Source organism: Candidatus Brocadia sinica JPN1 (genome assembly GCF_000949635.1).
Classification (GTDB): domain Bacteria; phylum Planctomycetota; class Brocadiia; order Brocadiales; family Brocadiaceae; genus Brocadia; species Brocadia sinica.
In genome coordinates this window covers 1,870,899-1,892,746 of the sequence record NZ_BAFN01000001.1, presented here as the reverse complement: position 1 = coordinate 1,892,746, position 21,848 = coordinate 1,870,899, and the positions used below count along the sequence as shown (strand labels likewise).

Genomic DNA, 21,848 nt, shown 5'->3' with positions numbered 1-21,848 from the left:
CGAAGGGGATTGTTTATGGATGACATTGCAATACAATTGCAGGACAGCATCGAGACGAAAAAAGCGGTATTATCAACCAATCTCGGCGTAATTCGGAAAATAGCCGATGTTCTTGTCAACGCATTTAAAAACAACCAGCGTCTCTATCTCATCGGCAATGGGGGAAGCGCGGCTGATGCCCAGCATATTGCCGGGGAATTGGTAGGCAGATTTAAAATGAACCGACGTCCCCTCCCGGCGGTTGCACTGACGACCGATACCTCTGTGATAACCGCACTTGCAAATGACTTTGGTTATGATACCTGTTTTGCAAGGCAGATCGAGGCCCTGGCAAACCCAGGGGACGTTATTCTGGCTTTCAGTACCAGCGGAAATTCAAAAGGCATTCTCAGCGCTGTTCAAATCGCAAGAGACCGTGGCGCTATTGCCATTGGGTTTACCGGAAAAGACGGTGGCCTCCTAAAAGATGCCTCGGATATCTGCTTAAAAATTCCCTCAGACAACACACCCCGAATACAAGAATGTCACATCACCGTTGGACACATCCTGTGCTCCATTGTCGAGAAAGAACTTTTTGGATCAGTGACCAAATGAAAAAGAGAAAGGCCGTCTTCCTCGACCGGGACGGCACCATTGTCGTCCACGAGCCCTACCTCAGTTCTCCGGATCAACTGAAGCTATTGCCAAATGCTACGCGAGGGATTCGCCGCTTCAAGGAATACGGGTATCTGATTATTGTCGTTACAAACCAATCCGGGATAGCGAGGGGATTTTTTGGAGAAAAACACCTGATGCTTATCCATAAAAAACTACAGAGCATGCTGCAAAATGAGGGAGTCGAAATAGACGACATCTATTATTGTCCGCACCATACAGAAGGAGTTGTAGAACAATATAAAATTGACTGCAATTGCAGAAAACCCAAACCGGGAATGCTTCTTGATGCTGCCCGAAAGCATCACATTGACTTACCACATTCCCTGATGATCGGTGATTCAGAAACGGATATGATGGCTGGTAAAAATGCAGGATGCAGATGCGTATTGATAAGGAACAACGGTGTAGATGAGACAAGCGCTGCCCCAATGACAGACACTGATTACATTGTGAAAGACTTATTGGAGGCTGCAAGGCTATGTTATATTAAAAATGTCTAAATAAGATTTTATCTTTTCGGGTACACAAGTTATTACTACTGCTGAAGAGTTGTAAGAACTTAACAGGATTTCCTGACGCGGGGGTTTAGGGGTATGCTTCATGTTGCAAGCGCCTTCCCCGTATAAGGGTCGGTAACCTTAATTTTATTGAGATTTTTCAAAAAAACTAAATTGTTACGAAAAATAATGTATTTTTAAAGAAACATTCACAACAAAAACTTGAGGAAAGGGCTATGTCATATATACTCAAATTCCTGCTGAAAACACCGCGTTTCCGGTGGAATACGCAAAAAGGCATAAGAAATCTCATTGCGATCGTGGTAATATCCATCTGGATGGCGCGCCACCTGTGTTATGGAGAAGATCAAAACAACCAAATAGCGCCTTTATTTAAAGAAACTCAACAAGCCTCGGTATTTTATCTGGACAATGGCATGGAGGTTATCCTCGTTGAAAATCACGCCAGTCCCATGATTGCGGCGGTTACTGTTGTTAAGACCGGCAGCCGGAATGAAGATGAGGCCAGCAATGGGTCTGCCCATTTTCTGGAACACCTGTTATTCAACGGCACAAAGGCACGCACACAGAAAGAGATCTACGACGAAATGGATTTTTACGGTGGTTACAACAACGCCCATACGGGTCCGGATTATACCAACTACATGATCCTCATGCCGAAGGAATTCATCGCCCAGGGGATGGATATTCAAGCGGATATGCTCTTCAATTCCACCCTGCCTGAAGAAAAATTCGAAAAGGAACGTGGCATTGTTATAGAAGAAATAGGCAAAGGCGCAGACCGGCCAGAGTATCAGGTTAACAATCATTTTCAGAGGACTTTTTATGCCGGGACACCGTACGAGCGTCCGGTGCTTGGAACAGTCTCCACTATTACACATCTCAAACGGAAAAACGTATGGGAATATTATCGAACCTGGTATGTACCCAACAACATGACCTTGATGGTAATCGGTGATTTTTCAACCCCCGATATGGTGAAATTGGCAAAAGAAAAGTATGGTCCATATCCGGCAGGACGCATACCGGAGCACAAAACCATAACCCTTAACTCACCGCAAAAATTACGCATTGTCAAGGCAAATGGTATGGGCAAATTTCCAAAGGATCGTCAATACCTGACCATGGGTTATTCCTTGCCACCGCCGGCTTCTGATGATTTTCAGGCGCTGGTATTGCTGTCTGAATTTCTTGGAGGAAGGGAGAATGCTGCCCTGAAGACATTATTCAAACAGGAGCAATATAAAAACCTGGTTGAAACGATTGATACTAGCATGGAATTCAACCGTGATTTTTCTACCTTGCAAATCTCTGCCGAACTCTCCATGAATGCTGACGCAGAACGTGTAGTAGAATTAATTATCCAGGCAGTGCAAGGCATGACAAAAAACACCGTTCCAGACGCTGAAGTGCAATCAACCCTGATAGCAAGGGCTACGCACGAACTTTATTTGCAGGAGAGCTTACATTACTACGGCATGATGAAATCGGGTTATCTGGCTGCTGGTGGCTATGCCATGCTCCGTAATTACATGGATGGTTTAATGAAGGTAACGCCGAAGACTATTCAAAAGGCAGCAGAAAAATATATGCGGATCCAGGCGCCTGTGGTTACATTGATGTCCCCGCCAGTTGAGAAAACAACTGAAGAGGTATCAACTCAATCGGTCAATCGATACAAAATGGAAACGTTGAAAAATGGCCTAACGGTTGTTGTGAAAGAGAACCCGGACAGCCGGGTCGTGGGTATACATTGGTTGGCAAAGGAGCGCAGCCTGAGCGAGGGAAAAGAGAAATGGGGCATGACAGAGATATTACAGCGGATGCTCCTTGATGGTGGGACTACAGAACACCCGGACAATGCACTATATCAGGCATTCGAATCCATTGGCTCTGAAATAAAACTTTGCGATGACCCATCCGTTCCTTTCGATGACTATTACCATACCCCCCGCTTTGCCTATATTCGTTTAAAACTTATAGACGCCTTTTTTGAGAAGGGATTGAATCTGCTTTCGGAAATGATATTGCAGCCAAACCTTTCAGAAAAGGCCCTCGCTGAAGCCAAGAAAGAGGTCATATCACTTTCAACGAATGCTGAGATGAGCACACCAAAGGTAGCAGACCGTATCTTCTATGATAACCTGTTCAAAGAAAATCCTGGTTTTGCCAGGTTGTTTGGCGATGTCAGGCAACTGGAACGGATTCAATTGAAAGATGTACAGGACTTCCACCAAAAATTTTACAACCCGGCAAACCTCATACTGGTCATCTCCGGTAATATACCAATAGAAAAAGCACAGACATTGGTTAAGCAATATTTTGGAGGTACATGGGGCGAGGCGGGATGGCAGCCTCCGGTATTTACGCCACAGTTTCATGCCCTTGGCACTACAATACGTGAAAAGATGGGGAAGCAGCAATCGTACATCTCTGTGGCAAATGCATGTGAGGTCAGCGAGGACGATAGGCCTGCGCTGTATGTCTTAGAAAATATCTTTAACGACCGGCTTGCCTTTAACCTTAGGGAAAAACAGGGACTTGCCTACAGCCTTGGCATGGGATTTCATAAATATCATGGCGCCCAGTGGTATCGTATTACCATGGGCACACGACCGGAGAATATCGAACGCGCCGTCATGGGTATTCGTGAAGAGATTCGTGTCATACGGGAAACAACTTTTGATAGGGAAGAAGTGCAAAAGACAATCAATGCCATGCTGGGCAGACGTGGCATGCGACGGCTAGACCGGGTAAGCCAGGCATATTACATAAGCATGAATGTGCTTGACGGCAAAGAACCAGAGGCAGACGATCAGGAGGCTGAAAGACTGAAAAAGGTTACAGTACAGGATGTGGAACGCCTGGCCAGACAAGTCTTCCAAAAAGAAAACTATTTAATTGTGATTGTGGAGTAGATAATTGCCTTTTTAGCCACGAATCTACACGAAGAGAATAAAACTTTTTGGAATACCACGAAGTCACGTTCGAGAGCCATCTTTCTACTTTTTTGCCTACCCCCCTACGCCTATTAAGAATTTTAAGTTTTTTTGCTCCACCTTTAAGCGATGGTAAAATGGATGATTGTATGGCCAGCCTGGATGAATGTTAAAAAAGTTTGGCACATACGGCGTGGAAATGCAACTATAATAATTAAAATAATTGATTGACAGTGCGTATATTTTTCGTTACAATTTTGTAAATTTTATTCATCTTATCGAGAGTGGCAGAGGGACTGGCCCTGTGAAGCCACAGCAACCGGTCCTGTTCAGCAAAAAAGCTGTGCAGGATGCTGGTGCTAATTCCTGTCTCGTGTTTTGGGAAAAGATAAGATAGGTACATAAAAAGGCCTCTTCCTATCTTATATGAATAGAAAGAGGCCTTTTTATTTGCTGAACGGATGGAGGCAATAGATGGAATTTGTAAAAGGTCTGAAATGCCGGGAGTGTGGAAAACCATATCCAAAAGAGCCGCTGCATGTCTGCAGCTTTTGTTTTGGCCCTTTGGAGGTAGACTATGATTATGACGGGATCAAGAAGGTTCTGAACAGAAAGCGGATCGAATCCCGTGGTAAAACAATGTGGCGTTACCGGGAACTGCTTCCGGTTGATGGTGAACCAACGGTGGGTGCACAGGTCGGTTTCACGCCCCTCGTCAAGGCAAATAACCTCGCAAAAGTCCTTGGGGTAAAAGAACTGTATGTGAAAAACGATTCCGTGAATTATCCCACATTCTCCTTTAAAGACCGGGTTGTTTCGACGGCACTGACAAAGGCAAAGGAATTTGGATATAAAACAGTCGGGTGTGCCACTACGGGAAATCTGGGAAATGCAGTAGCCGCCCAAGCCGTGCAGGCAGGGCTGGAAAGTTATATTATTATGCCAGCCGATCTTGAACAGGGCAAGATCATAGGCACACTGATTTATGGTACAAATGTGATAAAAGTCAGGGGAAACTATGACAACGTAAACAAACTTTGCTCTGAGATTGCCGATAAATATGGCTGGGCAATTGTGAATGTAAATCTGAGACCATACTATGGAGAAGGTTCAAAGACCTATGGATATGAGATCCTTGAACAGCTCGGATGGAAAGCGCCGCAACATATTGTAGTTCCCATGGCTGGCGGGTCCTTGATTACGAAGATTGAAAAGGCCATTAAAGAATTCGTGAAACTGGGTCTTATTGATAAAGCGGACACCAAACTTCATGGCGCCCAGGCAAGCGGCAGCGCCCCAATAACCACAGCTGTTAAGCAGGTAACCGACGTTATAAAACCCGTAAAGCCCAAGACTATTGCACAGTCAATAGCCATCGGCAATCCGGCTGACGGTTATTATTCTGTGAAGTCCATTAATGTGTCCGGGGGATGGGCGGAGGATGTAACCGACGATGAACTCGTGGAGGGCATTAAATTACTTGCCAGAACGGAAGGTATTTTTACCGAAACAGCAGGTGGTGTAACTGTAGCGGTTACAAAAAAACTTATTGAACAGGGCAAAATTCCTACAGATGAGTCTATTGTAATCAGTGTTACAGGGAATGGGCTAAAAACCCAGGAGGCTGTACTGGACAAATTAGAAGTACCCAAAATCATCAACCCTTCCCTCTCTGAATTTGATGCGATTATGGAAGAGAAGATGGCTGCCGTACATTAAACTTCATAAGCCCCGGCAAGACATGGTTGCCGGACATTAAAAAATATTGAGTATCAAAGATAGGCATTTGAGAGGCTGGGAGGGTCAGATATCCCCAACTTCCCATTTTCCGATCTTTTCAATTTCCGAGAAATGAGTTTTTTTGTTTTGTGAAATCTGCGGTTACTTTTAAAACCTGAAAGGAGCATACATATGCCAGTAACGATACGCATTCCAACACCACTAAGAACCCTTACCAAGGGTGCAGACGAGGTAAAGGTGGAAGGAAAAAACATTAAAGACATTATCGACAATCTTGAAACAAACTACAAAGGCATTAGAGAGAGAATTTGTGACAATGACGGCCAAATCAGGAGGTTCATTAATTTTTATCTCAACGATGAGGATATCCGGTTTATGGGCAACCTCAATACACCTGTCAAAGATGGCGACTATGTCTCCATAGTACCTGCCATTGCCGGTGGCAATTAGTACGATACGAGAAAAAAGTAGCAGGAGTTTTACAGAAAAATATTTTGCAGATTACAAACATAAGCAATTTGTGGAAGTCGGCCAGTACTGAAAAGAGGATCTATCTTGAAAATTATCCTAAACGCATAACTTTACTTCCTTAGAATATGGATACAGAAGCGGTCAGCGAACTTTTATTCTGGCATAACCCTGGTGATCACCGTATTTATCTGACCAGACAATACCTACCTCCCAGATATCGTCTTTTTGCATGATCTTCAGTAGGGCGCCAAGTTCTTCAATATTGTTAATCCGATATTGGCCGACATACACAAGCACGTGACCTGCCATAATCCCAACGTTCGCTGACGGACTTTTTTTTTGTACCCCCGAAATCAACACCCCGCTCTTTAACCACCACAAATTTAATTGTTTTGCAAGCTGCGGTGTCAAATCCTGAACGAACAGTCCTAACTTTTCCAACGCAAGCTTTTCAACGGATGGAAGCGGCGCCTTTTCAAGGGTAACCCCCACCTTGATTTCACGTCCGCCTCGGTTTAGGTATATATACAGTTTATCTCCTGCATTTTTTTTGAGTATATATTTTTCAAAATCAAGAATGTCCTGAATTTCTTTGGAGTCTATTTGAGTAATATAGTCTCCATTTTTGATTTGCGCCTTGTCGGCAGGGCTGCCAGCGTCAACGGAGGAAACCATGATACCTTTTGAAACATCATTTTTTTCTTCAACCTGCACACCAAACCATATCTTGTTGAGCTCTCTAAAATTAAAGAGTTTGACGAGGGTTTGTCTTACTTTATCGACCGGAATTGCGAATCCGATCCCCTGTGCCTGATTAACAATTGCGGCATTGATACCGATAAGTTCCCCGTCTATATTGATAAGTGGACCACCGCTGTTTCCCGGATTGATCAACGCATCTGTTTGAATAAGACCATCATACTTGATATCACCATATTCACTGCTGAATGTCATGGTGCGGTTCTTTGCGCTCAACACTCCGGTGGTTACCGAGTTTTCCAGGCCAAACGGATTGCCCAACGCTACCACAGTCTCCCCGATCATGAGATCCTTGGACGTGCCCATTTTGACATAGGGAAGAGGCGCGGGAGAATTTATCTTTAACACGGCGATGTCGCTAATCGGGTCAGAACTGATCATGGTTGCCTCAAAGTCTTTACCGTCAGACAGTCTAACTTTGATTTTCGATGCACGACTAACGACATGTTCATTCGTAACAATGTAGCCATCTTCATCGATAATAACTCCGGAACCCAGAGGCCTTTCGACCATCTGCTTTTGACTCTGGCCAAAAAAGTCATTAAAATATTGATCAAACAGTTCACTTCTTGATCCGAAAAATGGATCAACATGCCGCTGGGTAATAAGCCTCTCTGTACTGATATTGGCTACAGCAGGACCCACCTTCTCAACTGCCATAACAATAGGCGTCCTGCGATTAGAACTGGTTTCGAGGGCAGGCGCTTTATCGTATGCCACCGGAATACAAACAAGGGTTACAAAAATTGACAAAATGATACGTGTTTTTTTCAAGGTATTTACCGAAAAAATCTTGTCATTTATTATTCATAAATTTTCACAGCATCGTATCTCATATTGGGCCATACAACTCTTCGCCATTCCCTGTGTTACACACAGGGCAAAACTTGCTGGAGCAGGAAACATACCTGTTTCATTCATCTTCTTGCTCCGTGCAGTAATGACGGAACACCACCCAAATCATCCCGCCTTCACTCTTTACCTTATTTTGAAGAATTACATAAACTATTTCAACAAAAATATCCAAACAGGCAATTAAAATGTAAAATCGCATCCATTTTACATTCCCTATTTGGATATTTCCCGTTATTTAGCCTTTTTCGGCTTTTGGCAGTGGCTTGCCCAGAAGGTACTTTTTAGTGAAATCCTCCGTGAGGAGAGCTACCTACAGGTCGCCCGTGCGGATTGACACCTGACGGTATTTCTCCGCCAGTGGCCTTTGTCGATTCTTCGGCCGCATTTGATGAAGTTTCATGAACAATCGTAGTAAAATCCTCTTCGTTTTTCATCAAGTTAGCGATCGATTCATTACCAACAACATAAATATAATCAGAACCACCTGCTTTCACGTAATAGCCGCTAGCATCCTTCTTTTTGCCGATAGAAAGCACAACATCACCGTTTTCCAAACTCATGACAATAGTAAGCTGAGGCTTATCCAAAGAAAATTGTGTTAGGTTGGTGGCCTTGTATTGTTCGATGTAATTGCCCTTTAATTCGTGAAGATTACGGACAAAGTAATCCACTTCCCTTCCCTGCACGTCTTTTTGCTCGTTATTCTTCAACTTCCAGACATTGTTGGTTTTCTTCAGTAAAACACTTCTCTTATCATAGTTAAGAGCAAGTTCCTTCAATTCCGTCCAGTCAAAATTAAGTATTTTTGTCGGCACAAGTTCGGCATTAAAGTTTTTAATCTTTGGCCAGGAGAGTTCAAATACATGATCGTCATCACTAAACATGCAATATGAACTTACCTTATCTCCTTCCTTCACTTTCTTGCCAACAAGCAAAGTCCTTGTTTCTACAATTTTTTCCAGAGACTCTTTCGGCTCCACGGTATGATCGGACAGTCCTTCTTTCTTCTTTTTATCTGAGCCCTCCGGTGCTTGCTCCCGGACTTTTTCGTAAGTCACAGAAACTTTGATCTTCGGGTCATTTAATCCAAAGGCGTTAAGGTCTTTGGGCGCTTTTGTAATATAGCGATCGGCCTTTAAAAAGGATAAGTCCCATACAATCTGGTTTACCGCGTTCACGTCTGCTATCGTTTGAACAGGCTTTGAGAGTTTCCACTGGAATTGCCCTTCCGCATCCTTCTTATTTGTTATTTCACACACAAAAGTACGATCCGGTTTTTCGATAACGATTTTTTTGGCCAAATCCCTGTTAAAATCGCACACCAGCCTGTCCCGGAAGCTCAGGAGTGGATTTTCAATTTTGTCGTAAAATTCAGCTGTAGGGACGGCATAAACAGGATCTTCTCCAACACGTTTCACATAGCATTTGGTACCGTCGGGTAACTTGTTACCTATGTAAAATTTAGCCAGAGCCTTATCCTCTTCTTTGGTAACGGAGATCTCAAAGACGGGATCTTTTAAACCGTACACAGACAAATCTGTTGGTTTATCAGAAACAAAATCTTCTATTTCGAGGGTTTTGATCTTCTCTATAAAATTTTTAACTGTATCCTGGTCCGCATAAATATTAATCGGTTTTGTAAGTTTCCAGTCCAGATCCAAAGATTTTTCGATAGCAATTACATCGGTTGGTGTTTTTATTTCCAATTTATTTATCCCATAGGTTCCTATAGAATCAAACCTGACCACTTTCTTGTCCCGCAAGTCATTTGGTTTTTTACTCAGGTCAGCAAGAATGGTATCTTTCAGAAAGAATATCGTAGGTTCATCGGAGCGCTTAGCATAAACCTTATTATCCAGGGAATGCCCGAAGGCAATAGACTGTTCAACACCTTTTTCGTTGATGACAACAGTGAAGCGTGGGGAATCCAAGCCATATTTAACCAAATCACCCGAGTCTTCGGTAACAAAATCTGTCCGGTCAATTTGCAGGTTTTTGAATTTCCCAAGAATATCCTTTATCTTTTCCAGGTCTGCCAGGTCATTAACAGGTTCAGCAAGACGCCAAAAATTACCCTTTCTGTTACAAACAATGTTGTATTCTTTCGTTTTGATCTGTATCGTGTCTACAGCTTCCTTGTCGAAACTAAACACCCATTTACTTCTCAAATCCAGGATATTTTTGTTAACTTTATCAACAAGGGTGCCTGGCACAACAGTAACCTCATCACTTGTATCAAGCTTGATGTATACGTTGTCACCGGCAGCAAGTTTTTGTCCAACAAATACCGTATATTTATCTTTCGGCCCGGTTACCTGTATTTTATCTGGTTTCGCTGGGATATCGGTATACATGGTAATAGAGATCTTTGGATCATCAAGACCATAATCATGGAGATCAAAAGGTTTATCCCCTTCTTTTTTAAACGAGCCAACCTTGTACATAAACTCAAATTCGGAGAGTATGCTGTTTACCTCGGAATTATCCGAACGAAGTTTCAGCGGTTCAACAATGTGCCAGTAATTATCTCCTGATTTTTCCAAAATGATCTTGCCGCTTTCATTGCTCAATTCAATCTTTTTGATCATCGATGCCTTGAAATCAGGGATCACCTTTTTCTGCAGCCTTTCCCATTCCTCATGAGGCAATTGCTTTCTTTCGTAAATGAAGATATACGAAATGCCAATGGCTGCTACAATTAAAAGGATAATGGTTGTTTTAAGTTTCATAGCTTAACTCTTTCCTCCAGCAAAGAATATCATAAAATTGAAATGATGGGAATCTTCCCTGTGCAATGTGTTCAAATCAGCGACGCCTTTTCCACCAAACGATACTGCCAATAATAACTGGTATCACGGGAATTCCAGCAATCGACACCCAGAAGATAACCTTCATCTGTATGGGGTTAATCGTTGCCTTGCGGAAATCAGGCGGTTTGGCAGAAATACCAAGCTGCGTTTCCTTCTGGGCCAGCCAATTAATAGAATTACGAAACAAATCCGCATTCCCAGGGTTTTCTACATATTCGTTCGTTGCAAAGTTTACATCTCCAAAGACGACCAATCGTGCCCCTTGTGGTTTAGCTGACGGGTCATTGGCCATAGCCGGATGCGATTGGGTAACAGACTTGGGTAATTCCTTTACCTGGGCAGCCACAGCCAGAGACACGGGACCCTGCACATCGGTGTCTATATTATATTCAGGTTTCTTCTGCCGTAAATTTGCAACGTCAATTTCCCCCCATGACCCTTCAGGCGCACGCATAAGCACGGTTGCCTGATAAGGCATTTGGTCATTCGGTGGTGACGCATCAACAGGACATGCGCCAAAAATAATCGTGTTATAATTCTTCAGGTCATTGGTAATCGGGTGTTCTTCTGCGTACTCATCCTTGCCCACATAAATTTCCGCAACAGTCTGTATACCAAAAAGCGGCATATTGACTTTGTTATACACAACGACATCGTCGCGAACTGCAATGCCGTATTCCGGCAAAAGTGTCTTAAATCCGGTAGGAGCGTTCGGGCTAAGCGCGGGTTCCAGCATAAGCAAAAGCTTGCCCCGATTTTCCAGGTAGTTGCGAATAATATTTAATTCTTCTGTCAGATAAGCCTTGGTCGGCCCTGCAATCACAAGTACCTCGCAATCGTCAGGAATCTTTTTGGCAGTCAAAATATCGAGCGGAGCCACACGACAGTTATCCCTTTTGAGTGCATTGGCAATTCCAGAAATTCCCCCACGGTCGAAATCTTCGAACTGCCGCTCACCGTGACCTGTAGCAAAGTAGATAGCAGATTGTTTTTCCTGCGTAACATTGAGAATTGCTTCCGTGAATGCCTCTTCTCCCTTAAACTTAAAAGGGTACTGTTTTTCTATCACTTCACTTTGCTGCACATGCTTGCTGTACTCACCGCATTCAAACACCACCGTATTGAGTTGAAGATCACTGATATTGAGACGTTTTGCAAGTTCTTCAACCTTGGTACGGTTTCTTAGCGGATCGACACTTTCCACCTTGATTTTGTCCGTGTGGTAGGCATATTCTTTCAAGATATCCAGAATTTGCTCATAAAACATCTCACCCGGATTGAAAAGGGTGGTGACAACAATAGGTTTGTCAAGACTTTTGAGTATGTTTTTTGTTTTTGGTGAGAGGGAATACTTGCCGGTAAGTGTGAGGTCAAAACGTTCATAATGCCGATTATTGAGAAATCCGATAACCGCAAAAATGCATGCAGCAAAAACGGACATTATGGCTACATTAGTACCAACAAGCGCTTTCCTCTTGGATGCCTCAGTTGAAAACCAATTTTTCCGAACGGCCGTAACAGCGCTAAGTCCAATAATGACACCTCCGCCGATGCCGACCGGAAGAATGGAAGACAATCCCCATGAGTTAAAAATCCTTGATATGCCAAAACCTGCCACAACAGCAATAATTCCGGCCAGGATAATGTATCCGCTAAATTGCTCAAACCAATCATTCTTTTTTGTATTCAAAGTGCTCATCTCCATCTCCTGCTCTCAACAATGCGTACAACAATAAATATGAGTAATGCAGTAAAACTAAGGTAGTAAACCACATCCCGCGTATCCACAATCCCCTTTGTAAATGTATCCCAATGGTCATAGGTGCCTATATATCTCAGTGCGCTGTAAAACCATCCTTCGTTTCCGGAACTCGCAAGACCAATCACCAAGAGGATAAGAAGGGCCACAATCCCGATAACGGCTGCAACAATTTGATTTTTCGTGATGGCGGACACCATCAACCCAATAGAAATAAAGAGTCCGCCCATCAGGACCAGTCCAATGTAACTGGCAATAATTGCGCCATAATCGGGGTTGCCTACCCATGCTAAAAATATAATATAAAAAGCTGTCGGGGCAACCATGACATTGTAAAGCGCCCAGGCCGCTAAAAACTTCCCGAATACCACTTCAAAATCTGTGACAGGAGCCGTCATAAGGGGTTCAATGGTACCTGTTTTGTTTTCTTCGGCGAGCAATCTCATGGTGATAACAGGGGTGAGGATGGAGAGAATAAATTGCGTATAGGCCAGACTATATCGCAATGTTGATTCCTGGGTGATACCGAGCATGATGGAAAAAAAATAACCCGAAAAAACGGTAAATACCGCAATAACAACGTATGCAATCGGTGATAGGAAATATGCATTAATTTCCCTCTGAAAGATGGTGCCTGTGCTTGTCATTTATGCCGTTACCTCCTGTTCCTGCATCGTAATCTGATGGAATATTTCTTCTAATGTAATAGAGGCTTGTTTCATCTCCCGAATAATTCCGTTATTTTTTACAACGTTCACAAAGACATCTTCACGAACATCCACACCTCTTTCTGCCTCAACGACAAAATTACCGAATTCACCCTCATCGTGCCATACAACTTTCTTGACACCTTTAATGGCGGACAGGGCATTCTTGATTTTTTCGCCATTGCCGCGCACTTCCAGCGTAATATTGTTTCCACTCCTCAACTGAGTAGCCAAGTTGGATGGCGTGTCCATTGCAACGATCTTGCCCTTGTTAATAATAATTACACGACCGCAGATCATTTCGACTTCTGGAAGAATATGCGTAGACAGTAAAATGGTGTGTTTTTCACCTAATTCCTTTATGAGTTGTCTGACCTGTCGGATTTGATTAGGATCGAGCCCGATTGTCGGTTCATCAAGAATGAGGATCTTTGGGTCGTGAACGAGGGTGTCTGCCAAACCAACCCTCTGGCGGTAACCCTTGGACAGTGTGCCAATGATCTGATTTTGCACATCAGTAATCCTGCACTTCTCCAGACATTCATCGATTTTTGATTTGCGCTCACGATAGGGCAACTTCTTCAGCTTTGCGCGAAACAAGAGATACTCCTTAACCCTCATTTCAGGATAGAGGGGCACGTTTTCTGGCAAATACCCTATTTGCCTGCGCACATCAATCGAATCACGGAAGACATCGTAACCCGCAACCGTAGCAGTGCCAGAAGTCGCCGGCATGTAACAGGTAAGGATACGCATGGTAGTGGTTTTTCCCGCACCATTCGGTCCCAAAAGCCCTAAAATCTCACCCTGTTTGACTTCAAATGAGATATCGTCTACTGCATACACATCCGCATAACGTTTTGCTAAATGATCAACTTTAATCATAATATTATAAAACTCTCCTATTAGAATTATCTTTTAAAAACTTCTTCGTCCCCGTGAGTGTTATATCCAATTCATCATTATAATACTATCGCCATAGCTGTACTCGCCCATCTGTATAACTTGAAAACATACCTTTGTTTTATTGTATGAATTTTTGAACTGAAGAACCAATGTCAATGTTTGTGCAATATTTGGGAAGGTATAATGAGAATGTAGCCGGATTACAGCACAACCAAACACACAACAAATCCCCTTGCATCGAAAAAAAACAGCGACTCAAAAACCCCTATCTTCAATTACAAAATCAATGTCTACACCTTTTCAGAACTTTCCAAGAGGCTTCCTGCCTTGTTAGATTCTAAAATCTTCATCGGTTGCACACCACCTTCACTCAATCTGATCTTCGATTGCATTAATTCCCAAAAAGCAACCCTCACAGGATCGTCAGAATCCGTTTCAATAAACACAGGCGCCTTTTTTATAATTTGCCTTGCCCTGCTTATAATCAAAGTTGTAAGCCGCAACGAACCACCAACTTGTTTTGCAAGTTCGTCAATATTTTTATAATTCATGATAACACCTATGATATGAAATATGTTCCGAAAATTTCGTAAATTTACCGTATTTTCTAAACAGATACCCGGCTTTACCAAAAGCCATATTATTTTCTTATGGCATTCAGGAATGCCACAGACCAGAGAATTCCCTGCAAGAAATTCTCAAACAATTATGGAGTAAACCACATATACTATATATAAATTCTTTATTGTCAAGGGAAATCGAACCGCAAAAATTTCTTGAGAAACAACTTCTTACTATGATAATATATTTGTTTTGTTGTTTATAAAAATACTTGCTTTTTATTGGAACTTAATTAAGGAAAAAAATATGGCAAGGATATATGAAGATATCACAAAAACAATTGGGAATACACCATTAGTTAAATTAAATCATGTCACCAAAGGATTAGAAGCCACCGTGGTTGCCAAGATGGAATCTTTTAACCCTATGGCCAGTGTAAAGGACCGCATTGGAATCGCAATGATTGAAGCAGCAGAAAAGGCAGGGCTGATCAATAAAACTACTGTTATTATAGAACCCACTTCAGGCAACACAGGTATCGCATTGGCCTTTGTAGCCGCTGCAAGGGGATATAAATTGGTTTTAACAATGCCGGACACCATGAGTATAGAACGAAGGGATCTTTTGAAGGCATTTGGCGCTGAGATCATACTAACGCCAGGGGCAGAAGGAATGAGAGGCGCCATCAATAAAGCAGAAGAATTGCTAAAGAATACCCCGAACTCATTTATGCCGCAGCAATTCAAGAATCCGGCTAATCCAGAAATACACCGAAAGACAACGGCCGAAGAGATCTGGAACGATACGGACGGCAAGATCGATATCTTTGTCGGGGGTGTGGGTACGGGCGGAACGATCACCGGCGTTGGCGAGATCATTAAGAAGCGCAAACCATCACTGAAAGTGATCGCCGTAGAACCTACCGATTCACCGGTACTTTCCGGAGGAAAGCCAGGCCCGCACAAGATTCAGGGGATCGGTGCAGGATTTGTTCCGGATATCCTTAACATGAAGGTAGTTGATGAAATTATTACCGTAAAAAACGAGCAGGCATTTGCTGTTGCCCGTCAGCTGGCACGACATGAAGGGATTCTGGCAGGCATTTCTTCCGGGGCTGCTGCCTATGCCTCGCTACAGGTAGCCACAAGACCTGAAAACAAAGGAAAGCTGATTGTAGTTGTGCTTCCTGACACGGGAGAAAGATATCTGTCCACCGTTTTGTTTAAGGAATTTTGATGTTTGAACGCATGAAAGAGGACATCAATGTCGCCTTTCAAAATGATCCGGCCGCAAGGAGCAAGTTAGAAGTAATTTTGTGTTATCCCGGCGTACATGCCTTATGGCTGCACCGGATATCTCATTACCTGTGGAGGAAAAGGTGGACTATATCGTCCCGCCTCATTTCCCACCTGAATCGGTTTTTGACTGGAATTGAAATACACCCCGCTGCTGAAATAGGACGCGGAGTATTCATCGACCACGGTATGGGCGTTGTGATAGGTGAAACGGCAATAATTGGAGATGGGTGTCTCCTCTATAAGGGGGTTGTACTCGGCGGCACGACTATTGAAAAGACAAAGAGACATCCTAATCTGGGCAAAAAGGTTGTCGTAGGCTCAAATGCCTGCATTCTTGGCAACATAACGATCGGAGATTATGCACGGATCGGTTCTGGTTCTGTAGTAACGAAAGATGTGCCACCCCATGCAACCGTAGTGGGAGTGCCGGGCAGAATCATTAAGCAAAGAAAAAAGGAAGAACAGGAAGTAATGCTGGATCACGGACAATTGCCCGACCCTATCGCCGAAGCTATTATGATGGTGTTAAAAGAGAATTGCAAGCTCAAACAGCGTATTAAAAAACTGGAGAACGCATTAAACCTTTCAAATGGAGAAGACGATCGCATTTCCGAAACAGAATCAGAAGTAATGACGGTGTTTATGAAAAACTATAAAGACGGGGATGGGATTTAGGATGGGTTAATTTCCCGAAGAAAGACTTCTCTGTGATTTATACCAATCATCAAGGATACGCAGAATTACGAAAAACAAGAGAGCTTTGTAAAAATATTGCAGATATATCACGTATTAGTTTCATCACCGGTGGATAGGAAAAGGATATTTCACCGTCAGATCCGGAAAATTACAAGAAAATTTTTCAACATCTTTAATAAGGAGGATTAAAACGTGGATTGGGGAATACAGAATCGTTTATCTCAACTCATTAAATCAAATGGCCGTTGTATGTTTTTACCTATAGACCATGGATATTTTCAGGGGCCTACTTCAAAACTGGAAAGGCCGGGAGAAACGATTAAGCCGATTATCGATTACGCTGACGCACTCTTTTGCACCCGCGGGGTACTGCGTGCTTGCATAAACCCGGAGAATAGCAAGCCTATCATTCTCAGGGTATCCGGCGGCTCCAGTATGGTGGGAAAGGATCTCGCCGATGAAGTGCTAACCACTTCAATAGAAGAAGCGATTCGTCTTAATGTATCTGGCGTTGGCATCTCCGTCTTTATCGGTAGTGATTATGAACGCCAAACATTGTTAAATCTGTCAAACCTGGTCAACGAAGCAGAGAGATACGGCATTCCCGTAATGGCCGTTACGGCTGTGGGCAGGGAACTGGAAAAACGGGATGCCCGTTATCTTGCCCTATGCTGTCGTATTGCAGCAGAATTAGGCGCCCGTGTTGTAAAGACGTACTGGTGTGAAAATTTTGACAAGGTAACCAATGGCTGTCCCGTACCCGTGGTCATGGCCGGTGGTCCAAAAACAAACTCTGATATGGAGGTGTTTGAGTTCGTTCATGACGGAATGCAAAAAGGCGCTATCGGCGTAAATCTGGGCAGAAATATCTGGCAAAACGAACAGCCGGTAGCCATGATCAGGGCATTGCGTGCAATCATCCACGAAAACGCAACTGCAAAAGAGGCCAATGATCTATTTAACGCTACAAAGAACGAAAAGAAAAAATAGTTTCAAATATCTGGTAATCTTTTGGTCGTCTGCAGCAAAACAAACTTTCTGTGAGAATTAGATGAGGAAAATAGCATGCGTGTAGCAATGTATTATAATAACAGGGATGTCAGAATCGAAGAGATGCAAACCCCGCAAATCGGTCCGGGCGAGTTATTGATAAAGATACAGGCAAGCGGCATTTGCGGGAGTGATGTAATGGAATGGTATCGCATCAAAAGGGCTCCCCTGGTACTCGGACACGAAATTACCGGGGAGATCGTTGCTCTCGGCGAAGGTGTTAAGCGTTTCAAGATGGGCGACCGGGTTACGGTTGCCCACCACGTTCCCTGCAACACCTGCCACTATTGCCTGAATGGACACTATTCTGTATGCGAAACCTTACGCACCACCAATTTTTATCCGGGTGGTTTTTCTGAATACATTCGCATTCCTCAAATTAACGTTGATCGGGGCACCTTTATCCTGCCGGATGAGGTCTCTTTTGAAGAGGGGACCTTTGCTGAGCCTTTGGCCTGTACCTTACTGGGTCAAAAGAAAGCAAATCTGCGTCCGGGCCAGAGTATACTCGTTATCGGCAGCGGTATCTCGGGGCTCCTTCACATCCAGCTTGCACGTGCATTGGGAGCAGGCCGGATATTCGCTGTAGATATCACTGAATATCGCTTGAAAATGGCCAAACAATGCGGGGCAGACATAACGATTCATGCAAAAGAAGATGTCCCTGCCCATCTGCGCAAGACAAATGACGGACGATTGGCGGACCTCGTCATCGTATGTACGGGGGCTCCTTCAGCTATTCAGCAGTCATTTAACTCTGTGGAGCGGGGTGGAACGATTCTGTTTTTTGCCCCCACAGAACCCAATGTAACAACTCCTATGAATCTCTGGGACCTCTGGCGCAATTGCAATTCTGTCATCATGTCCTATGCCGGTCCCCCGGATGATACAGCAACCGCTATCGAATTGATCCGGGCGGGCAGGGTAAAAGTCCGTGAGTTGATCACCCACCGGTTAGGCCTTGCCGATACTGCCTTAGGTTTCAAACTCGTTGCCGAGGCAAAGGATTCCATCAAGGTCATTATTGAACCCCAAAAATGATTAACAAAAATGAAAGTAACAGGTACAGTAAAGCCAGCCCAGCATTAAATAGCCGTACTATTAGTACGGCTATTCGGGCATACAATAAAGCTCACGAATATTTTGAATTGGAATCACTTATTGAGGGTGTCGATCTTTGCCGCCAGGATAAAATCACTCTCTGTCAAGCCATTAATCTTATGGGTATAAATTTTGATCTCTGCCTTTCCCCATGTCAGGGTGATTACCGGATGGTGTCCTTCTGTTTCGGCAACCTCACCCACCCGATTCACAAAGTCCAAAGCCGTGCGAAAGTCAGAAAATTTAAAGGTCTTGAATAAGTGGTGTTCTTCTACCACATCCCAGCCTTCCACCTGCTTCTGCAACGCTTGAAGAGCTTCGCCCTTTAAGGGCGGCACTCCACCTTTACAAGGTACACATTTTTTAGAAGCCAGTTCTGACATAGTAATACCCTCCGTAAAAATTTCTATTTTTCTTTGTTTCAAGTTGGATAACTATAAATGTACTTTGTCTTTATAAATTAAAGATTAAAGGTGCATATCAAAATGTGAAAATTATCTTCTACTCTCTTTTCCCAGATATAACCATTTAATGCCAGTTTGCTGCCTGTATCCAGGGCCATTGCCATTTTTATACAACCCAATCACTCAACCAAATTATTTTGTTTTTGACATTTTCATAATTTAAATTTGAAAATAACTTTAGCAGAGCCTTAACGATTACTCCTATTGGAAGTTGTTTTGAAAGTATGATACCATTATGATCAAGCCCTTTTTTAATAAAATCCGAATGAATTTTATAAAAGTCAGCCATATTATGAGTAAATATAACCCTGTTTTCCAAGGACGCGTATTTAAGCTGTTCAATATCCGCAAGACCCTTCTTTCCGGTTTCTTTGACAGTTATTACGTCATATCCTCTCAATCGTAATGACATAGCTACTGCCTCCGGGACATCTTCGTCAAGATACAACTTTATCATTTAACATTTCTGAAAAATGCCTCGGTTTCGTTTTCCGTGATGTCTTTTTCTATCTCTTTCTGATTATCATAATAATATGAAAATGCATCATGAATTTGTGAAGGAATTAATTGAGGAAATTCTCTTATAATGTCTTCTATCGACATACCAACTTTATACCATTTGATAATAGACCATACAGGTATTCTGGTACCTTCGATTACACTTCTACCACCACATATTCCCTTTTGTTTAGTAATGTAAGGATGTTTTTTTGATTTTTTCACCGTAAGTCCCATAGAAACCAACCTCCTTTCCAAAATTTATTCAGGTATTATTACTTCCTTTTCCCTTGCTACCTGTATAGCCTCTTCGTAACCTGCGTCTGCGTGCCTTGCAATTCCAATCCCCGGGTCTGCCGTTAATACCTTTTCAAGTCTTGCATCTTTTTCCCTTGTACCGTCGGCCACGATGACCATGCCCGCGTGGAGGGAATTACCGATTCCCACACCACCCCCATGATGAAAACTTACCCAACTGGCGCCGTTTATGGCATTCAGGGCAAAGTTTATCAGCGGCCAATCGGCGATGGCATCGCTGCCGTCTTTCATATCTTCAGTCTCCCGGTACGGAGATGCCACAGACCCGCAGTCGAGGTGGTCTCTGCCGATGACTATTGGCGCTTTGACAACACCTTTTCTCACCATGTCATTGATTATCAGGCCCATCTTGGCACGGTCTCCATATCCTAACCAGCAAATCCTTGCCGGCAGTCCCAATTGTGGCGCCTTTTCTTTGGCAAGCTTTATCCATCTTACCAGTGATGTATCATCAGGAAAGTTTTTAATAACCGCTTCATCAATCTTTTCAATATCTGCCTTGTCACCCGACAATGCTATCCACCGGAACGGCCCCTTTCCCTGACAAAATAAAGGTCGTATAAATGCAGGCACAAAACCAGGATACCAATATCGTCCATTCGAGTCTCTCATGGAGACACCAGCCATCTCTGCCTGGGATCTCAGATTGTTGCCGTAATCGAAGCACACAGCCCCGTTCCTTTGCATGTCTAAAATGGCTTTTACATGGTCGATAATGGCATCCAATACCTTTTCTTTATAGGCTCGTTTATTCTTTTCCCTCAGTTTATCGAGTTCCTTCACATCTCCTATCGGCACATAGGACATCAGATCATGGGCAGGGGTTTGATCTGTTACCACATCGGGGGTAATATTCCGTTTTACCAGTTCAGGGTGGACCTCTGCGGCGTTTCCTGCCAAACCTACCGAGAGGGGTAATTGTTTGGATTTTGCATCGAAGACCCATTGGAGCGCCTCATCCAGGTTATCTGTCATTTTATCACAATAGCCCTCTTTCACTTTTTTCTCTATGCGTTCTCTCCGTACCTCTACGCACAGCATCACCCCATCGTTCATGGTTACGGCTAATGGCTGGGCTCCGCTCATACCTCCCATACCGGCTGTCAGTACAAATTTGCCTTTAAGGGTTTCTGCGTTGAATGCCTTTTTGGCAAGGGCAGCGAAGGTTTCGTATGTCCCCTGCAAAATGCCCTGGGTGCCAATATAAATCCAGCTTCCTGCCGTCATCTGCCCATACATGGTAAGTCCCATCTCATCATATCCGTCAAACACATCCTGCTTTGCCCATGCCGGAACCAGGTTGGAGTTAGCAATGACAATGCGCGGGGCCCATTCATGGGTTCTGGCAATATAGACGGGTTTACCCGACTGAACGCACAGGGTCTCGTCCTTTTTTAGCGTCTTCAAGGCAGCTACTATTCTCTGATATTCCTTCCAATTCCTTGCGGCACGGCCTGCGCCTCCGTAGACGATGAGTTCTTCCGGCTGGATAGCAACATCGGGGTCAAGATTGTTCATCAACATACGCAGGGCCGCCTCGCTATCCCAGTTATTACAAGTAAGGGTAGTGCCCGTTGGCGCCTTGATAGGCATCTGCGGTCTGAGATCGTAAAACATCGGTCGCGTCATAGATATATATTCCTTATGAAATCAGGACATAGATTTTTGCAGATACACGCAGATAAATACTTTTTTTATGCTTGTGGTATCTGTATTTATCAGTGTTCAAATAAGTATTTTC

General features: G+C 43.5%; 19 protein-coding genes and 1 riboswitch. Of the genes, 9 read left to right on the top strand and 10 right to left on the bottom strand.

Going from position 1 to position 21,848, the window contains the following annotated elements:
* Positions 1 to 15: 15 nt before the first annotated feature.
* The 5 genes from BROSI_RS08435 (at position 16) to BROSI_RS08410 (ending at position 6,304) form a co-directional block, all read left to right on the top strand.
* Positions 16 to 594 carry a D-sedoheptulose-7-phosphate isomerase gene (locus tag BROSI_RS08435; RefSeq protein ID WP_052563319.1) on the top strand — a complete coding sequence of 193 codons (579 nt, stop codon included), beginning with the start codon at positions 16 to 18 and terminating at the stop codon, positions 592 to 594.
* Positions 591 to 1,157, top strand: coding sequence for a D-glycero-beta-D-manno-heptose 1,7-bisphosphate 7-phosphatase (gmhB, locus tag BROSI_RS08430; RefSeq protein ID WP_052563318.1), 567 nt, complete (start codon positions 591 to 593; stop codon positions 1,155 to 1,157). Before BROSI_RS08435 ends, gmhB begins: the two co-directional genes overlap by 4 nt.
* A gap of 233 nt (positions 1,158 to 1,390) precedes the next feature.
* Positions 1,391 to 4,093, top strand: coding sequence for a M16 family metallopeptidase (locus tag BROSI_RS08425; RefSeq protein ID WP_052563317.1), 2,703 nt, complete (start codon positions 1,391 to 1,393; stop codon positions 4,091 to 4,093).
* 293 nt (positions 4,094 to 4,386) lie between these two features.
* A riboswitch (SAM riboswitch) is annotated at positions 4,387 to 4,509 on the top strand.
* 79 nt (positions 4,510 to 4,588) lie between these two features.
* Complete coding sequence (gene thrC / locus BROSI_RS08415; RefSeq protein ID WP_052563315.1) at positions 4,589 to 5,833, top strand: threonine synthase; 1,245 nt, start codon at positions 4,589 to 4,591, stop codon at positions 5,831 to 5,833.
* Positions 5,834 to 6,025: 192 nt separating this feature from the next.
* Positions 6,026 to 6,304, top strand: coding sequence for a MoaD/ThiS family protein (locus BROSI_RS08410; protein ID WP_052563314.1), 279 nt, complete (start codon positions 6,026 to 6,028; stop codon positions 6,302 to 6,304).
* Positions 6,305 to 6,466: 162 nt separating this feature from the next.
* On the opposite strand, the gene BROSI_RS08405 is transcribed toward BROSI_RS08410, so the two are convergent.
* The 6 genes from BROSI_RS08405 to BROSI_RS08375 form a co-directional block, all read right to left on the bottom strand.
* Entirely contained in the window at positions 6,467 to 7,858 is a 1,392-nt protein-coding gene (locus tag BROSI_RS08405; protein WP_157842451.1) for a trypsin-like peptidase domain-containing protein, read from the bottom strand.
* A gap of 362 nt (positions 7,859 to 8,220) precedes the next feature.
* On the bottom strand, positions 8,221 to 10,668 hold the full coding sequence (locus tag BROSI_RS08395; protein ID WP_052563311.1) for a DUF4340 domain-containing protein: 2,448 nt from the start codon (positions 10,666 to 10,668) through the stop codon (positions 8,221 to 8,223).
* Between the two features lie 76 nt (positions 10,669 to 10,744).
* Positions 10,745 to 12,448 (bottom strand): GldG family protein, encoded by a 1,704-nt coding sequence (locus tag BROSI_RS08390; protein WP_052563310.1) that lies wholly within the window; start codon positions 12,446 to 12,448, stop codon positions 10,745 to 10,747.
* Positions 12,445 to 13,155 (bottom strand): ABC transporter permease, encoded by a 711-nt coding sequence (locus tag BROSI_RS08385; protein WP_052563309.1) that lies wholly within the window; start codon positions 13,153 to 13,155, stop codon positions 12,445 to 12,447. Before BROSI_RS08385 ends, BROSI_RS08390 begins: the two co-directional genes overlap by 4 nt.
* Positions 13,156 to 14,100: an ABC transporter ATP-binding protein gene (locus BROSI_RS08380; protein WP_052563308.1), complete on the bottom strand. Its 945-nt coding sequence runs from the start codon at positions 14,098 to 14,100 to the stop codon at positions 13,156 to 13,158.
* 311 nt (positions 14,101 to 14,411) lie between these two features.
* Positions 14,412 to 14,672: a DNA-directed RNA polymerase subunit omega gene (locus BROSI_RS08375; protein ID WP_157842450.1), complete on the bottom strand. Its 261-nt coding sequence runs from the start codon at positions 14,670 to 14,672 to the stop codon at positions 14,412 to 14,414.
* Between the two features lie 316 nt (positions 14,673 to 14,988).
* Here BROSI_RS08375 and cysK point away from each other — a divergent pair, with 316 nt between their 5' ends.
* From cysK to BROSI_RS08355, 4 genes are all read left to right on the top strand, one after another.
* The gene (gene cysK, locus BROSI_RS08370) at positions 14,989 to 15,918 is read left to right on the top strand and encodes a cysteine synthase A (protein ID WP_052563306.1); all 930 of its coding nucleotides are present in this window, start codon (positions 14,989 to 14,991) and stop codon (positions 15,916 to 15,918) included.
* Complete coding sequence (gene cysE, locus BROSI_RS08365; protein WP_052563305.1) at positions 15,918 to 16,655, top strand: serine O-acetyltransferase; 738 nt, start codon at positions 15,918 to 15,920, stop codon at positions 16,653 to 16,655. Before cysK ends, cysE begins: the two co-directional genes overlap by 1 nt.
* A gap of 213 nt (positions 16,656 to 16,868) precedes the next feature.
* A complete protein-coding gene (gene lsrF, locus BROSI_RS08360) occupies positions 16,869 to 17,666 on the top strand; it encodes a 3-hydroxy-5-phosphonooxypentane-2,4-dione thiolase (protein WP_052563304.1) in 798 nt (265 codons plus the stop codon).
* A 75-nt stretch (positions 17,667 to 17,741) separates the two neighbouring features.
* Positions 17,742 to 18,767 carry a zinc-dependent dehydrogenase gene (locus BROSI_RS08355; protein ID WP_052563303.1) on the top strand — a complete coding sequence of 342 codons (1,026 nt, stop codon included), beginning with the start codon at positions 17,742 to 17,744 and terminating at the stop codon, positions 18,765 to 18,767.
* Positions 18,768 to 18,880: 113 nt separating this feature from the next.
* Here the strand turns inward: BROSI_RS08355 and BROSI_RS08350 are convergent, their stop codons facing one another.
* The 4 genes from BROSI_RS08350 to hutU all read right to left on the bottom strand — a co-directional run bounded on the left by BROSI_RS08350 (position 18,881) and on the right by hutU (position 21,736).
* Complete coding sequence (locus BROSI_RS08350) at positions 18,881 to 19,210, bottom strand: 4a-hydroxytetrahydrobiopterin dehydratase (protein WP_052563302.1); 330 nt, start codon at positions 19,208 to 19,210, stop codon at positions 18,881 to 18,883.
* A gap of 187 nt (positions 19,211 to 19,397) precedes the next feature.
* On the bottom strand, positions 19,398 to 19,748 hold the full coding sequence (locus BROSI_RS08345; protein WP_052563301.1) for a DUF5615 family PIN-like protein: 351 nt from the start codon (positions 19,746 to 19,748) through the stop codon (positions 19,398 to 19,400).
* Positions 19,745 to 20,026, bottom strand: a complete 282-nt coding sequence (locus BROSI_RS08340; protein WP_052563300.1) for a DUF433 domain-containing protein — start codon at positions 20,024 to 20,026, stop codon at positions 19,745 to 19,747. Before BROSI_RS08340 ends, BROSI_RS08345 begins: the two co-directional genes overlap by 4 nt.
* A 24-nt stretch (positions 20,027 to 20,050) precedes the next feature.
* Positions 20,051 to 21,736 carry a urocanate hydratase gene (gene hutU, locus BROSI_RS08335; RefSeq protein ID WP_230400660.1) on the bottom strand — a complete coding sequence of 562 codons (1,686 nt, stop codon included), beginning with the start codon at positions 21,734 to 21,736 and terminating at the stop codon, positions 20,051 to 20,053.
* Positions 21,737 to 21,848 lie beyond the last annotated feature (112 nt).